Origin of the sequence: Microcoleus sp. T2B6 (assembly GCF_036700475.1) — a bacterium.
Taxonomy (GTDB): domain Bacteria; phylum Cyanobacteriota; class Cyanobacteriia; order Cyanobacteriales; family Microcoleaceae; genus Microcoleus.
The window spans coordinates 184,242-198,381 of sequence record NZ_JAUBOZ010000001.1; the positions used below are offsets into that span (position 1 = coordinate 184,242).

The 14,140-nt window shown below is 44.9% G+C and carries 18 protein-coding genes; 6 read left to right on the forward strand and 12 right to left on the reverse strand.

Going from position 1 to position 14,140, the window contains the following annotated elements:
• Positions 1-46 precede the first annotated feature (46 nt).
• The gene (locus tag QUA00_RS00760) at positions 47-427 is read right to left on the reverse strand and encodes a c-type cytochrome (RefSeq protein WP_333144177.1); all 381 of its coding nucleotides are present in this window, start codon (positions 425-427) and stop codon (positions 47-49) included.
• A 180-nt stretch (positions 428-607) separates the two neighbouring features.
• Here QUA00_RS00760 and petG point away from each other — a divergent pair, with 180 nt between their 5' ends.
• The gene (gene petG / locus QUA00_RS00765) at positions 608-727 is read left to right on the forward strand and encodes a cytochrome b6-f complex subunit V (RefSeq protein WP_006632329.1); all 120 of its coding nucleotides are present in this window, start codon (positions 608-610) and stop codon (positions 725-727) included.
• A 108-nt stretch (positions 728-835) separates the two neighbouring features.
• Here petG and QUA00_RS00770 read toward each other — a convergent pair whose 3' ends face one another.
• The 9 genes from QUA00_RS00770 to QUA00_RS00810 form a co-directional block, all read right to left on the reverse strand.
• Positions 836-1,093 (reverse strand): hypothetical protein, encoded by a 258-nt coding sequence (locus QUA00_RS00770; RefSeq protein ID WP_333408402.1) that lies wholly within the window; start codon positions 1,091-1,093, stop codon positions 836-838.
• Entirely contained in the window at positions 984-2,066 is a 1,083-nt protein-coding gene (locus QUA00_RS00775; protein ID WP_333408379.1) for a glycosyltransferase family 1 protein, read from the reverse strand. Before QUA00_RS00775 ends, QUA00_RS00770 begins: the two co-directional genes overlap by 110 nt.
• Before the next feature lie 210 nt (positions 2,067-2,276).
• Positions 2,277-3,347: a glycosyltransferase family 1 protein gene (locus tag QUA00_RS00780; RefSeq protein ID WP_333408380.1), complete on the reverse strand. Its 1,071-nt coding sequence runs from the start codon at positions 3,345-3,347 to the stop codon at positions 2,277-2,279.
• A 170-nt stretch (positions 3,348-3,517) separates the two neighbouring features.
• Positions 3,518-5,647 (reverse strand): glycosyltransferase, encoded by a 2,130-nt coding sequence (locus QUA00_RS00785; protein WP_333408381.1) that lies wholly within the window; start codon positions 5,645-5,647, stop codon positions 3,518-3,520.
• Between the two features lie 260 nt (positions 5,648-5,907).
• Positions 5,908-6,438: a hypothetical protein gene (locus QUA00_RS00790; protein ID WP_333408382.1), complete on the reverse strand. Its 531-nt coding sequence runs from the start codon at positions 6,436-6,438 to the stop codon at positions 5,908-5,910.
• 296 nt (positions 6,439-6,734) lie between these two features.
• Positions 6,735-7,808 (reverse strand): glucose-1-phosphate thymidylyltransferase, encoded by a 1,074-nt coding sequence (locus QUA00_RS00795; RefSeq protein ID WP_333161695.1) that lies wholly within the window; start codon positions 7,806-7,808, stop codon positions 6,735-6,737.
• A 631-nt stretch (positions 7,809-8,439) separates the two neighbouring features.
• Positions 8,440-9,150, reverse strand: a complete 711-nt coding sequence (locus QUA00_RS00800; RefSeq protein ID WP_333408383.1) for a M15 family metallopeptidase — start codon at positions 9,148-9,150, stop codon at positions 8,440-8,442.
• A gap of 123 nt (positions 9,151-9,273) precedes the next feature.
• Positions 9,274-9,420: a DUF433 domain-containing protein gene (locus QUA00_RS00805; protein ID WP_333408384.1), complete on the reverse strand. Its 147-nt coding sequence runs from the start codon at positions 9,418-9,420 to the stop codon at positions 9,274-9,276.
• A 116-nt stretch (positions 9,421-9,536) separates the two neighbouring features.
• Positions 9,537-10,199, reverse strand: coding sequence for a class I SAM-dependent methyltransferase (locus QUA00_RS00810; RefSeq protein WP_333408385.1), 663 nt, complete (start codon positions 10,197-10,199; stop codon positions 9,537-9,539).
• On the opposite strand from QUA00_RS00810, the gene QUA00_RS00815 reads away from it, so the two are divergent.
• Entirely contained in the window at positions 10,179-10,721 is a 543-nt protein-coding gene (locus QUA00_RS00815; protein WP_333408386.1) for a MarR family transcriptional regulator, read from the forward strand. The genes QUA00_RS00810 and QUA00_RS00815 overlap by 21 nt on opposite strands.
• Here the strand turns inward: QUA00_RS00815 and QUA00_RS00820 are convergent.
• Both QUA00_RS00820 and QUA00_RS00825 read right to left on the reverse strand, forming a co-directional pair.
• Entirely contained in the window at positions 10,710-11,132 is a 423-nt protein-coding gene (locus QUA00_RS00820) for a type II toxin-antitoxin system VapC family toxin (RefSeq protein ID WP_333408387.1), read from the reverse strand. The genes QUA00_RS00815 and QUA00_RS00820 overlap by 12 nt on opposite strands.
• Positions 11,129-11,536, reverse strand: coding sequence for a type II toxin-antitoxin system HicB family antitoxin (locus QUA00_RS00825; protein WP_333144711.1), 408 nt, complete (start codon positions 11,534-11,536; stop codon positions 11,129-11,131). Before QUA00_RS00825 ends, QUA00_RS00820 begins: the two co-directional genes overlap by 4 nt.
• 292 nt (positions 11,537-11,828) lie before the next feature.
• On the opposite strand from QUA00_RS00825, the gene rpmH reads away from it, so the two are divergent.
• The 4 genes from rpmH (at position 11,829) to yidC (ending at position 14,130) form a co-directional block, all read left to right on the forward strand.
• Positions 11,829-11,966: a 50S ribosomal protein L34 gene (gene rpmH / locus QUA00_RS00830; protein ID WP_015174196.1), complete on the forward strand. Its 138-nt coding sequence runs from the start codon at positions 11,829-11,831 to the stop codon at positions 11,964-11,966.
• Between the two features lie 42 nt (positions 11,967-12,008).
• The gene (gene rnpA / locus QUA00_RS00835; RefSeq protein ID WP_333144710.1) at positions 12,009-12,413 is read left to right on the forward strand and encodes a ribonuclease P protein component; all 405 of its coding nucleotides are present in this window, start codon (positions 12,009-12,011) and stop codon (positions 12,411-12,413) included.
• Positions 12,385-12,777 (forward strand): PH domain-containing protein, encoded by a 393-nt coding sequence (locus QUA00_RS00840; RefSeq protein WP_333057957.1) that lies wholly within the window; start codon positions 12,385-12,387, stop codon positions 12,775-12,777. Before rnpA ends, QUA00_RS00840 begins: the two co-directional genes overlap by 29 nt.
• 204 nt (positions 12,778-12,981) lie before the next feature.
• Positions 12,982-14,130, forward strand: a complete 1,149-nt coding sequence (gene yidC / locus QUA00_RS00845) for a membrane protein insertase YidC (RefSeq protein WP_333144709.1) — start codon at positions 12,982-12,984, stop codon at positions 14,128-14,130.
• Positions 14,131-14,140: the final 10 nt, after the last annotated feature.

The following is a 14,140-nucleotide window of genomic DNA, read 5'->3' on the forward strand; positions in this document are numbered from 1 at the left end:
GAGGATCTGCCAAAGAAGGGGAATGAATTCCGTTCCCCTTCTTTTGTCAAATTTGTTCGAGATACTTCAGCAAGTCGGCCATTTCTTGCGGACTCGGTTGAAACTGCGGCATTGGTGGGGTTTGCCCGCTGGTGACTTGCCGGATCAGATCGAATTCGGATTTGCGATCGGAAACTCCGTGCAAGTTGGGCCCGACTTGACTGTCTGAAACGGATATGTGACAACCCGCACAGTTCATTTGAAAGATGGCGGAACCCTGAAACGGGTTGCCCGTGAGGGATAGGACGCTTTTGACGTAAGGATCGGCGACTTGAAATTGACGTATTGTGAGCGTAGCCAAGATGATGGCAAGCAACACCGCTAGCGCAAATATGGCAAGTCGCTCGATCGGGTTTTTAATTTCATTCCTGGCAAGTTGGTTATTCAAAGGAGTTCAATTAAAAATAGTATCTACAAGAAAATTTATTTCTCATAACATAGCTTAATCGTTCGCAGCGGGGAGAGCAAGCTCTAATACTCCCGGAAGGGCGCTTTTTGGAAAATTCATCTGTGTAAGTGCTGGTAATATTAAAAATAGGTTGTTAAATCTTAACGTTAAGGAGATCTCATGGTAGAACCGCTGCTTTCAGGTATTGTTCTGGGTCTAATCTTTGTTACTCTGGCGGGGCTGTTTTTTGCTGCTTATCAGCAGTACAAGCGCGGCGATCAGTTGGGTATCAATAAGTAAAAGGGGTCTACAGTCCCTAACTCAGCCTGTCAGGGGGAGGGGGAATGGGGAATTGGGAATTGGGCATGGGGCATGGGGCATGGGGCATTGGTCATTAAATCGGCCCACTTACTTCTTCCCTCTTCCCTCTTCCCTCTTCCTTCTTCCTTCCGTTAAATCCGTTACCGAATCCGTTGCCGAACTTTCCTCTTCCTTCTTCTCGACATCCGTTACATCCGTTACATCCGTTACCGAATCCGTTGCCGAACTTCCTTCGTTAAAGATATCGATCGAGAATAGCAGCAGTTTCCAAGCCTGTTTTTTCCCAGCTAAATTGTTTTGCCCTAGCCAAACCGAGCTCCCGTAAGTGCGATCGAACTTTGGCATCGACTGCAAGCTGGTGCATAGCAGAGGCAATTTCCTCGACGCTGTAGGGGTTGACTAATAAGGCTGCACCCCCTGCCACTTCGGGCATTGAAGACAGGTTAGATGTGATGACAGGAGTGCCGCAGCCCATTGCTTCGAGCACGGGGAGGCCGAAGCCTTCCCAAAGACTGGGGAAAACCAGGGCGATCGCTTGGTTGATAACTTTGGGCAAGTCGGCTGCGGGGAGGTAATCTAGGAATTTTACTCGATCGACCAATCCCAATTCTTGAACCTGCGCCTTCAGCAGCGGTGTATAGCGTTTGTCTTCCGAACCTGCTATCCACAATTCGTATTCGGAATTATGATGCAAAGCAGCAAAGGCTGCTACAACTCGCTGCACGTTTTTATAAGGATTGTGGCGGCCGATATAAAGAAAATAATTGCTTGTTGGTAAGTCTAAAAAACGGAAAAAACTGGTGTCGTATCCGGGGAAAATTGGCGTAATTAAATTAGTAGGAATCTTGCAAAAATTAGCGATATCTTTGGCAGTGGATTCTGAGTCGCAGATGACGTGTTGAGCCTGCCGCAGCACTTGGGGAATGTAATAGCGGTGGTAAGGTGTCAGAGGATCGAAGCGACGGGGAAATCGCAGCGCTATCAAGTCATGTACTGTAATTATATAGCGGCAACCTGCAAATAGAGGAGCTTCGGGAATTGGGGAAAATAACAGGTTAGATTTTAGCTGTTTGTAAATTTTGGGGAGTTGGGTTTGTGTCCACAGCAATCGGTTGATGTGGCCTTTAATTCCTTGTTCTGGTGTTAGGTTGCCGGGGATTTGGTAGCAGTTGTTATTGGCAAATTTTTCGGCTGTTAGTAAGGTTGGGTTGAGGGATTTTAGGTGGGGAAATAGGTTTTTGGCGTAGATGGCTAAGCCGGTTGGTTTGGAAATTAGGAAGGAGAGGTTGATGAGCAGGTTGGATTGGGGATTGGGCATGGGATAATATGTAGATTGCGGTTTTTGCGGGGATTTTTTTTATTTAACCTGAGATATTGCACCATTCTCAATTAGCTTTTTAGGAACAGGCAAGATGCCTGTTCCACAAGAAAATTTATCTTTTGTGGAACAGGCATCTTGCCTGTTGCTGACAAGGGTGTAAGATGTGAGTTTAACCGCAGATGGCGCAGAAAGGAAGAGAGGGAAGATTTACAGATATTGTTGTAAGATGTTGGCGGTTGCTTTTCCAGTTTTGTGCCAGCTAAATTGAGATGATCTGGCTAAACTAGCAGTTTTTAAGTTCGATCGCACTTTTGAATCTGTGGCTACGGTTTGCATGGCTTCGGCTATTTCTGGGACGCTGTAAGGATTGACTAATAATCCGGCATCTCCGGCTACTTCTGGCATTGATGACAGGTTGGATGTGATGACGGGTGTGCCGCAAGCCATTGCTTCTAAAATTGGTAAGCCGAATCCTTCCCAAAGTGTAGGGAAAACTAGGGCGATCGCCTGATTCATCAGTACGGGCAATTGAGAATAGGGAACGTAACCGAGAAACTTTACTAAAGATTGTAAACCTAATTCTTCAACTTGTGCTGTCAACTGCGGTGTGTAGGCATTGGGAGGCCCAGCTAGCCACAATTCGTAGTTTGTGCGATCGGGTAAACTCGCAAATGCAGCAATTAATCTTTCCAAGTTTTTGTAAGGATCGTGTCTGCCGGTATAAAGAAAATAATTTTTGGCGGGCAAGTCGAGATATCTAAAATTAATATTATCGCAAGCTAGGGGAATTGCGGTCATCTTTTTAGGCGGAATTTGGAAAATTTTAGCAACATCTGCCGCCGTTGCTTGAGAATCGCAAATAATGTGTTCTGCTTGCTGCAAAACCTGGGGTATGTAGTAGCGGAAATAAGCTGTTAATCGAGAAAAACGTTGGGGAAATCGCAAAGGAATTAAATCGTGAACTGTGACGATGTAGCGGCAGCCGGAATATAAAGGTGCTTCGGGAATGGGGGAAAATATCAGGCTTGACTGCAATTTTTTGTAAATCTTTGGCAAGTTGAATTGAGTCCACAGCAGCCTGTTAATTTGTCCTTTTGACCCTCGATCCGGTGTCAGAGTTTCTGGGATTTGATAGCAAGTATAATTGTTAATTTGCTGGGAAACAAGGAGTGTAGGTTCTAGCTTTTGAAGTTCGGGAAAAAGATTTGCTGCATAAGTCCCGATTCCCGTCGGTTCGGGAGTTAAAAAGGACAAATTGATTAAAAGTGAATTAGACATGATTTTAGGGAAAGATATCCGGCGACTGGAAGTCGCGACTACACATACAAAGTCCGCCTACGCGGACTAAAGAAAACGCTAATAAAATCGACTTTGATATTAGTCCTATGCAAGAGGACTTTAGCTTTGAGCCAGGGGTTTTAACCCCTGGTGGACTATTTAATTAGCCTTTAAGTTCGATCGAGCATTTGAGCTATATCGGCAGGATTTGGCAGCCGAATTGTAGCATACTCTTGGTGAAGAATATCAAAAAAACTATTGACTTTTTTCTCAAAATGTGCAAGTCTAAAGTTCTGACTGCGTTGCTGTGCACCTGCTTGAAGTTCTGCTAGCAAATCGGGATTAACAATTAGTTGATGTGAACGCTGGCAAAGTTCCTCAACGGTATTGAACACAAAGCCCGATCGCCCATGTTCGACAATTTCCGGTTGCCCGCCGCCGTTGAAAACAATCGGAGCACAACTGTTGTGCATTGCTTCCACAGTCGCCATCCCGAAATGCTCAAATCTTTGAGGATTGACTTCACCCAAACCGCAGCCGTGCCAAAATATGCTCGCTCTAGCATAAAGTGATTTTACCTCATCAAAGTCAACATTGACTTTTAGCTCGATCGCCCTTGAATCTTGCTTCAATAAATTCTGAACAGTCTTTAAATAAGGATTTTTCGGAATGCTGCTGCCAACTAAAATTAGTCGCCATCCTTGAAAATCTTCGGGATAATCCGCTAGCAAACTGCGGAAAGCTTTAATTAGTTCAATTTGCTTTTTTGTTCCCCCAGCTTCAAACTGTCCCACCGCCAAAATTATGTTTTCTTTCGGCACTTTAACTGTTGCCATTTCCACGGGGGGATAAAGCAGAAAAGTTGGCTGTAGGTTCCAGCGTTTCTCCAACCACTTGACGGTAAATTGACTGTTGGCAATAATGAAAGTGTAATCATCGACAGCAAAATGACGGTTGCGGAAGGTATTGGGAAAGTGACAGAAAAATACTGAAATTGGCGATAGTGGTTTAACTTTTTCCAGTTGGTTCGCGTTGATGAAAATATCGTAGTTTTTGCTTTCTCTGGCAATTTCATCAAAGGGATTTTCCATATCTTCCACGATGATGCTGGAATCGATGCACTGCATTCCGCGTTTATCGTAAAACGCCAAGGGCATAATTTTAATTTTGCATCCTGAAAGGTTGAGTCCGTACCAGGATTCTAAATCGGAAACAGCAACTGGTTTGTTGGCGATAAAAGTAATGTCAAATTCATTTTGTAGCAGCGAGGCGAGGGTAGCGACGTATTTTTGACCGCCACCAATAAAATGCAGTCCGTGATCGTAAATGGCGATCGACATTTTGCGATCGCCCCGAACCACCTGCAATCGAGACAAAATGCGATCGATCTTCAGGCGACTGTAAATCACCGCCAACTTTTCCGACAACTGTGGCAATACAGTTTCGATGATTTCTGGTTTCTGATAATCTAGAAGTTTTTTAATCGCTACAAACAAACTCTCGAACAGCAAATCGTACTGCTTGTTAGTAAAAAAATCAGAAGTATGAATTCCTTTGACTAATTGCAAGGGTTCATGTTTTGCCAAATACAAAAACCTATTGCGGTTGCAGAAATACTCGGTAAGTTTGCTGCCTTTACTCGAACCCCGATATTCGTGATGGGCGATGGCGGCGGGAGTATAAAGCATTTTCCAACCGCGTTTGTGGCAGCGTTTGGCAAACTCTACATCCTCAAAATACATCACAAAATCTTCATCTATCGGCCCCACATCTTCCAGACATTCTCTCCGAAAAAGCACCGCCGCCCAACAAAGCCCTTCGACTTCCCGTTCTGTATCGTACTGTCCCGCATCTTTTTCGCCAAAGCCGACATCTTGCCAATAAAAATTAGGTAATTGCTGAATACCAGCGCTGTTAATTCGCCCGTCTTTAAACAACAATTTGCCGCTAGTCGCACCTAGTTCTTTATTAGTTTCTAGCCGTTTTACAAGAATCTCTAACCAGCGACTGTCAAGGGTAGCATCGTTATTTAGAAAGCCGATATATTGCCCTTTTGCTTCGCTGATGCCGAGGTTGAGGGCTTTAGCAAAGTTGTTGGCAGTATTGACAAAAATCCGAACTTTGGGAAATAGTTCGCGCAGGAAATTAACGGAATCGTCTTGAGAACAATTATCAATTACAATTAAATCTAGTTGCGATTCGGGATACGCAAGTTTTTGTAGAGATTTTAAACAATCTTTCGTGTGGCGCAGACCGTTATAGTTGACTATAATTAAGGAGCATATGGGCAGTGCAGTCATTCGATTTTAGATTTTAGATTTTAGATTTTAGATTGAGTAATTGAAGGATTGAAGAAGTTGAGATTTGGGATTTGGGATTGAATAATTGAAAAATTTTCGATTGAAAAATTGAAGTATTGAGGAATTTTCGATTTGGGATTTGGGATTGAAGAATTGAGGAATTGAAGAATTTTAGATTTTTGATTGAAGCATTAAAGCATTGCTCTCGCGAATAAATCTGCGGCCTTGTGACCAAATTATTTTGGGTCATCTTTGATGCTTTATTTTTGTCGATCGAGCAATTGAGCGGTAATCTTCTCTAAAATAGCAGTATGTTGCTGCTGCACTGCTTTAATTTGCTCTATTTCCGACTGAAAAGTTGCGATCGCTCTTTGTTGAGTCTCAAGCTGTGCTGTAACTTCGGGATATTCGCTGCTGAATTCCGATTCAATTTTTTCAAAGATAGTTTGTTGATTTTCTTGCAATTGTTGCAATTGTGTGCTTAAGGTATGCACGACGCGGGTATTAGCAAAATTGTAAATTACTTGTCGTTCGAGTACCGGTCTGAGCAATTTTCTGACTATTTTCCTAACGACGATGACTGCGGCACCGAGTCGCCTTTGGTAAGAGGTAATGGGGATGTTATAAATGTCGAAACCTGCCTTTAAAAGGGCGATATCTTCGTCATCTTCGTTTTGGGCGATCGTACTATTTTCTATTCCCAACAGGGGCGGAGCAATACCAATTTGCGGCTCCAAAGTTTGCCGCAATTTATGTATTATCTGTTGAGTTGGTATTTCTTCGTACTGCAAACTTTCTTCTCCTTTAAATGTAAGTTACGCCGTGCCCACCCTTAGTGCCAGCTTAAGACTGAAACCATGTCTAAATCGGGTTTCTATCCGAGTCTCGATCCCCCTAAATCCCCCTTAAGAAGGGGAGTAGGGGTTGACTTTGAATAGTCTTGTCCCCCCCTTATTAAGGGGGGTTAGGGGGGATCGGGAAGACTGTGGAAAGAAGACAGTAGACTCGTAGTACCTTTGAGCTTAAGTTGACACAGATACATTGCTCACCTTACCTCGAATCAATCGCACAACCTTCTCCTTCCTATTTAAGCTAACTCAATTTGACTGTCATCACCAATCAGAAACCGCAAAGCTTTTGGACGAGCCGGCGCATTTGTGAGTTGAGCTCGCTGCCCGATCACGCTGTCAACAATTCGCTGGTGAATGCCAAGTATTTTCGCCCCTTGTAATATTACACTGTGTTCGATATCAGCATCAATCATCGTCACGCGATCGGCAATACTGCTGTAAGGCCCGATAAAGCAATTTTCAATGCGGCAATTTTCCCCAATTACCACCGGCCCGCGAACTGTAGAATTAATGATTTCCGTTCCTTCGCCTATTTGCACTCGTCCTATAATTTGACTCTTGGCGTCTACTTTTAATTCAGTTGAAGCTACGATACGGCTATCTAAAATGATTTGGTTTGCACTCAGCAAATCGTCTTTTTTACCCGTATCCAGCCACCAGCCCTCTAAATTGCAGGCTTCTACCTGTTTTTCCTGATTCATGAGCTGTTGAATAGCGTCTGTAATTTCCAGTTCGCCGCGGGCAGAGGGTTGAATTTGATCGATCGCCTCGTGAATAGTAGGAGCAAAAAAGTAAATTCCCACCAGTGCTAAATTCGATGGCGGATCTTGTGGTTTTTCTACTAACTCCAAAACTCTGCCTTTCTCATCAACTTTTGCCACACCGAATGCAGAGGGATTGGGAACGGGACGCAGCAAAATCAGAGCGTCTAGTTTCTGCTTGTTAAAAATCTCTAAAAACGGATCTAACTGATTCTGAATTAAGTTATCTCCTAAATACATAATAAACGGAGAATCGCCCAAAAATGGTCTGGCAACTTTTACCGCATGAGCGAGCCCCGCCGGCTTTTCTTGCAAGATATAAGTAATTTTGGCCCCGAAGCGAGATCCATCTCCTGTTTTCGTCTTCACCTCTTCCCCGGTTTCGGGACTAATAATAATCCCAATATCCGTAATCCCAGCCGCCACAATTCCTTCAATTCCGTACCACAGTATCGGCTTATTTGCTACAGGAACCAACTGCTTAGCACCCGTATAGGTGAGGGGACGCAAGCGTGTTCCTTTACCGCCAGAGAGGATGAGTGCTTTCATCAGAATTATGGGTTTGAAACCCCGTCCTTCTAGGACGGCTTTACATTGAATTAAATCCCCTTGCGGGGTTGGGGAGGTATGGTTGCCTCCCCGCCGGGATATGGTTGTCCCGTTCTCCTTTCGGAGTAAAGTTAGCTTGTCGGTCAATGTTTTAAGGGCTTGTTAGGCTGAAAGCACCGTCCCAGTGACCTTAGGACTGTTTAACCCTCAGCGATAGAGCGGAAAACTAGCTTCGCATTCTCCGGTATCGTGACCCAAAAAACGTAGTCAGTTAAGACTTAGGCCGGTCAGAATGGCTTGTTAGATTTCTCCTTCAAGCCTCATGCCTTTAGGCTGAGGTTCCTGACTGGGTGAACTCTGAGTTATCCTTTAGGGTTTGCAGTGCTGGCTTGATTTGCCTGCACTTGTTCGCTCTCGTTGATTTTAAACCACCGCTACCCCGCTGGCAATAGTTGCCGTGTATCCTGATACAAATGATTTATTTTGCTCAAACTTTTATATTCCTGGAGGCACAGAGTGTCAGAAACCAGGTTTATTGCCACAGGAAGCAGTTAAAAGCTGAGGTTTTTTGTCACAAAACCCCTTTCTTAAGGTTGTGAGTGCGCCAGTCCCGATTTAATTGCGTACCCTTTTAATAGCGACCGTATCGGGCCAAAAATTGACTACCATTATTGTTTGGATTTGTCAACCAAGCCCACATCTGATCGCCCAGACAAAAATGCCACCATTCGTTAGGATGTTGCTGAAAACCCGCACCTATCATCGCATCTTTTAATATTTTCCGGCGGCGGTGATATTCCTGTTTTTGCGGCTCCTTGCTCTTACCAAAATAATCGGGATAAGAACGTTCTGATATTTCATCAATCGGAGAACCCATATCAATTTGCCGATTATTTTCATCCACTAAAGTTATATCTAAAGCTGCACCTGTACTGTGAGGGGGAGGCGTCGCGCGATCGAGGCTCGGTACTGCCCAAAATTGATATACGTGTTCTATAATCACTTGACGTTTGTCTTCGGAAACCGGAAATTCGCAGCCTTGAGCTAGGGCAATTTGATTAAAAGTATAATCTACCATAAATTGCTGGACTTCCACCGGCCGATAAGCGTCAAATATCAGAATTTTCCAATTTGGATAATTTTGCTGTAGCTGGGTTTGAGCGGCGATTAAACTATCTACAACTCCTTGCCGCAAATAGTAAGGGGAATCTGCTTGGCTGTTGTGATAGGGTGCACCCAACTTTTGATAAGGGTGCGGCATTTCAAAGGCAAAATGTTCTGGTGGAATAGGGACTAAAGGTTCGCCACATTCGTCGATCGCTATTTGGTGATATGGTTTCATATCAAGGTGTTACCCTAGTTTATTATTACTGATGAACTACAATACTCGGTATATGCTTTTCACTTGATTCAGCCGCGCGACAAATAGCAAAGCAGCTAGAATATCCTCATGTTCTAAATCGTCCTAATCATCTATAATTCCTTTAGCATTCATACCAGAACTGAGTAATTCAAGAATTAACTCTACTGGATATCCGAGACGGCGAATACAGGGTTTTCCGTGACAAATATTTGGAGCGAGTGTGATGCGCTGCAAAAGCGGGTTTTCCATATTTTAGGAGCAAATATTAAATATATCCTAACCTACAGAGCGTAGCTTTCGATCGGTTTGTAGTAAGGACTTTAGTGCTTTCAATCTCCACCTAAAGTCCTTACGACCCAAAAATCCTAACTTTGGCGGTAAGCAACTACCGCATAAAATGGATCGCCGCTTGGTATTCGCAGCATTTGCATAAAACTCGGCAAGTTAGGCTTGCGAACAATTACTTCCGGCTTGCTAAATCCGGGTATATTCGCTCCTTTGACGGACTCAAAGTAGCCCTTGACTAATTCTACCCGATCGCCCTCCGAACCTTCCCGCCAAGCCGCGATCGCCTTTTGATAAAACATCCGGTTGGAAAAGCTCATAATTGCTACTCCACCAGGCTTCAAAATCCGGTGAATCTCGGCAAAAACCGCATCCGGGTGCTGCAAATACTGTACGGAAACACAGTTGACAACCGCGTCAAACTCTGCATCCGGCAGTGGCAATTTGGGATTTGCGTTCAAATTCTGCACAAAATAATGATTCAGTCTGCGATTTTTTGCCAACTCGTCTTCATTCATGCCGTGCCCTTCAACATGGGCAAATTGCATCTCGTCGGGCAAGTGAGAAACCCAACTGCTCATCATATCAAAAATCCGAGTATTCGGTTTCAGCCGTTCCCGATATAAATCGGTGAGTTGCTGAATAAATCCATCGTCTACGTGAGTCACAAACCGGGGATTGGAATAGAACAAATTGTCGTCGGTGTCGTCTAACTTGGTGCGTTGGTCGGGTGGAAGCAACATAAATTCCGATCGCGAACTAGATTTACTCTTTCTAGTTTAAGAACAATAAGAATTGTTAACATATCCGGCAGAGGGCGGATTCCCGCTTTTAGCGTAGCATTCGATCGCCAAAAAACCGACTTGCACCCTTTGGGCTTGTGGCAAGAAGACGGTTTGCCGACTTCCAGCATTGGCGACAAACTGCAACAGGTAGGCGGGAGGCTGACAGGCGCGATCGATCGCATGGAAGAAACAGGCCTAGTCCGCCGGGAGAGAGACACGCGCGATCGCCGCATTTGGCTGAGACACTCTGGCGTCGTCTGCGATCCAAAAGCGATGGCTGCCGCTGTTGTCACCGAATTAGTCAGCCAACATTTCGCCAACTTCATCGAGTTGGTTCGGCTCGAACAGGCCGGTGGCGTCGGCCAGGGTCATCGGCGCGGCGGTGTCATTGGGTGTGGTTGGTCGAATCATGGTGAACTCCATCGAACTTTTTTCAACAACTACATCATGCTCGATCGCATATCCCAATCATTGCAATGACCTGTCTTCAAACCTCAATCCAAGGATTCTTTCAAAATCTCGGCGATTCCGGGTAAGTAGAATACCGCTTTTTGCAAGTGCGATCGCGGCAATCCGTAAATCTTGCGTGCCAACGCGAATTTTTTGCCGCAAAAATTCCCTATAATAATTTTCAGCATCTCGATCGAAGTCAAGCAATTCAAATTCGGTCAGATAGTTGATGGTTTTTCGCAGACTTGCATAAGCTGATATTATTTCCTCCCCTGATGTCGCTCGTCTGATACGGTTAAGTCTTCCATACATTTGCTCTTCAAATGTAACGATCGTAATGGCAATATCTTTTGGATTAACTGCCCTGACACGCTGCACTATTTGTGGATTCCCCTGCTGAAAAAGTGTGGCAGGGTCTGTATCAAATATCCACAAAGTCACTTAGCTGTTTCCTCCACCTCAATTTTATTGGTGGCTTCTGCTTCATCGAGTCGATCGTAATATTCTGCCATTTGTACATTCCTGTCGCGGCGCAGTTCTGCAATATCTTCTAGCATCTCATCAAAGTGCGGATCGTTTTTAAAGGCTCCTGCCCACTTCATTAAAGGATTTTCAGTTTGGGGAATGTCTACTGTCAGAGAGACTATTTCGACTTTTTTTAGACGCTCGGTCAACAATCGGTGCAAAATTTTTAAAGCTTCTTCTTTAGTAGATCCTGAGCTTCTGCACTCTGGCAATTCCCAAACTATTGCGCTGTAGAGGTCTTCATCGTGCTTTTCAATTAGAACTTGATAAGTTAATTGGGTTAAAGGATTCGGATTCGGGGTTAATACTGTGGCATTCATCTGTTTTTTCTGGTTGGTTATATTTGGCATTTTAACCCATTGTTTTTCAAACATCCAATTAATTCTTTTCGCAAGGCTTTCAATAGATGTCAGCAGTTCAGAAGGCCACCGCACTTAAAGCCTGCGGGATTCTAGCCTTTACCAATCATTCAAGGCTGCGATCGCAACTTCACTCTTACTCTGATTACATCTCAACCGTGAAAAATATTATTGCCAAGAAAACCCTTCTATGGTATACTAGAAGATTGTGAATATTAATCAAAAGTAAAGTAACAAGCCGGGAGAAATCAAAATGACACAGCAAACCCTGCACGGAACCAGCCGCAAAAGAAAAAGAACATCCGGTTTTCGCGCCAGAATGCGTACCGTAACCGGTCGATTGGTAATCAAAGCTCGCCGCAGCAAAGGTCGCCACCGCCTCGCAGTCTAGCACTGCATCAAGGTTGAGAGGCCTCAACGATCGCCCTACGCCATGTTGCCCGATACAAACCGACTTAAGCACCGAAAAGACTTCAGCGCCGTATACCGCAAGGGAATCCGCCGTAACTCGGCCCATTTCAGCTTAAGAGCTCTGCGTAAACCAAAAAGCGCCGAATTTGCGAAACCGACAGCCGAAAAATCCTTGCAGCCCACTCGCACAGGCATTTCCATCAGCCTGAAAGTCAGCAAACGCGCTGTAGTCCGCAACCGGATTAAGCGTCAGATTCGGGCAGCTTTGCGACAGCTATTGCCCCGATTAAAATTCGGGTGGGATTTAGTAATTGTCGTGCGTCCGATCGCACAAGAGTGCAATTATGCAGAAATTCTGCAAGAATTAGAGCAGTTGTTGGTAGAAGCCGAGGTACTAGATGGGAATTCGAGAGGAAGTATATTATGAAGGCGGCCCCGCGCCCGGAGACTTGATCCTCAATTTACTCCTGGGGCTGACTGTGGTGGGAATCCCCCTAGCAGTAGGAGCAATTGTCCGGGCTCTGTGGCTGCGGTATCGGATCACGAGCCGCCGAGTGTCCGTAACTAGCGGTTGGATGGGGGGCGAACAGACAGACGTTATCTACTCAGATATAGTCAAAATCGTCACAGTACCTCGCGGTTTCGGGACTTACGGAGACATGGTGCTCACCATGAAAAATGGCAGCCGCTTGGAACTCAGAGCTATGCCGAAATTTCGAGCAATGTATGACTACATTAACGAAAAACTGCCCGCAGCAGCTCAAAAAGCAAACGCGGCCCAAGCTAAATAACCGAACCGCTTTCACCCTGATTAGAGGCCCAATTCAGTGCGAGTATTGGCAAACTCATTAAAACAAACCCGCAGACCGGGCGGTCGATCGACGGGCAATGTCCTAAGATAGAGACAAAACCCTAAAAATTGAGGCGGCTCGCGTTAAGCGGGTAAAAATAGTTCTCAACAGCAAACATAGAGCACCTAAATTAACTCAAAGCGAATGGATTTCGGTATCTCGTTTCTCTCCAACAACCTCATGCTCCCGATCCTAGATTTTTTCTACGGGATCGTGCCAAGCTACGGTTTAGCGATCGTAGCTCTGACGCTTGTGATTCGCTTTGCTCTTTATCCTCTCAATGCAGGCTCTCTTCGCAATATGCGGCGCATGAAAGTAGCGCAGCCATTGATGAAAGAGCGAGTAGATCAAATTCAAAAACTCTATAAAGACAATCCTGCAAAACAGCAGGAGGAAATGAGCAAAGTATACAAAGAATTTGGTAATCCTCTAGCAGGATGCTTCCCGTTGGTGCTGCAAATGCCAGTGCTGTTTGCACTGTTTGCAACGCTCAGGGGTTCGCCGTTTTCTGACATAAATTACAGCGTCAACGTTCAAGTTTTGCCGAAAGAACAAATCGAAAATGTTCAACCGCAAGCTTTTGCTACACCGCCACAAAATATTTACGTCACAGGTACTTTTCATGCTCCTGTTGTGGGTGTAATTCCAGGCGGCGACAAACTCGCAGTCGGCGACACAACCAAGATTAATTTTCAAACCCCAGAGGGCAAACCTCTCAAAGTTTTAGCGGCAGAAAATAAAAGCGAAATCGACTTTGAACCGGGCTGGAAAGTCATCAAAGGCGAAGAAACTGTCAAGGTAGATGAACAGGGCAACATCACGGCATTAGCGCCCGGTGAAGCCACAGTTCAAGGCACAATCCCCGGATTGGCTAGTAACAAAGGATTCCTGTTTATTGAAGCTCTAGGTCGCGTTGGCGCGATCGACTCAGACGGTACAATCCACTGGGATATTTTGGTAATGATCCTGGGCTTCGGCATCAGTTTGTATATCAACCAAATCCTTTCAGGACAAGCACAAGGACCAAACGACAACCCCCAACAGGCTACAGTCAACAAACTGACGCCAGTCATATTTTCAGGGATGTTTTTGTTCTTCCCGCTGCCGGCCGGCGTGTTGATGTATATGCTGATTGCTAACATCTTCCAAACTGTTCAGTCGTTCATTTTGTCGCGAGAACCGCTGCCGGAAAACCTGCAAAAAATAGTGGACGAAGCAGAGGCAAAAACCCAAAAAGAACAAGGATTAGATGCACTTCCATTTGAGCCCAAGCGTTCTAAGAAAAAGGCTTGACTTTAACAAC

Coding starts and splice junctions, on each gene's coding strand:
- yidC (WP_333144709.1), top strand. CDS start 12,982: ATGGATTTCGGTATCTCGTTTCTCTCCAACAACCTCATGCTCCCGATC.
- petG (WP_006632329.1), top strand. CDS start 608: ATGGTAGAACCGCTGCTTTCAGGTATTGTTCTGGGTCTAATCTTTGTT.
- QUA00_RS00775 (WP_333408379.1), bottom strand. CDS start 2,066: ATGCCCAATCCCCAATCCAACCTGCTCATCAACCTCTCCTTCCTAATT.
- rnpA (WP_333144710.1), top strand. CDS start 12,009: ATGTTGCCCGATACAAACCGACTTAAGCACCGAAAAGACTTCAGCGCC.
- QUA00_RS00780 (WP_333408380.1), bottom strand. CDS start 3,347: ATGTCTAATTCACTTTTAATCAATTTGTCCTTTTTAACTCCCGAACCG.
- QUA00_RS00800 (WP_333408383.1), bottom strand. CDS start 9,150: ATGAAACCATATCACCAAATAGCGATCGACGAATGTGGCGAACCTTTA.
- QUA00_RS00825 (WP_333144711.1), bottom strand. CDS start 11,536: ATGAATGCCACAGTATTAACCCCGAATCCGAATCCTTTAACCCAATTA.
- QUA00_RS00810 (WP_333408385.1), bottom strand. CDS start 10,199: ATGTTGCTTCCACCCGACCAACGCACCAAGTTAGACGACACCGACGAC.
- QUA00_RS00785 (WP_333408381.1), bottom strand. CDS start 5,647: ATGACTGCACTGCCCATATGCTCCTTAATTATAGTCAACTATAACGGT.
- rpmH (WP_015174196.1), top strand. CDS start 11,829: ATGACACAGCAAACCCTGCACGGAACCAGCCGCAAAAGAAAAAGAACA.
- QUA00_RS00770 (WP_333408402.1), bottom strand. CDS start 1,093: ATGCCAAAGTTCGATCGCACTTACGGGAGCTCGGTTTGGCTAGGGCAA.
- QUA00_RS00805 (WP_333408384.1), bottom strand. CDS start 9,420: ATGGAAAACCCGCTTTTGCAGCGCATCACACTCGCTCCAAATATTTGT.
- QUA00_RS00840 (WP_333057957.1), top strand. CDS start 12,385: ATGGGAATTCGAGAGGAAGTATATTATGAAGGCGGCCCCGCGCCCGGA.
- QUA00_RS00795 (WP_333161695.1), bottom strand. CDS start 7,808: ATGAAAGCACTCATCCTCTCTGGCGGTAAAGGAACACGCTTGCGTCCC.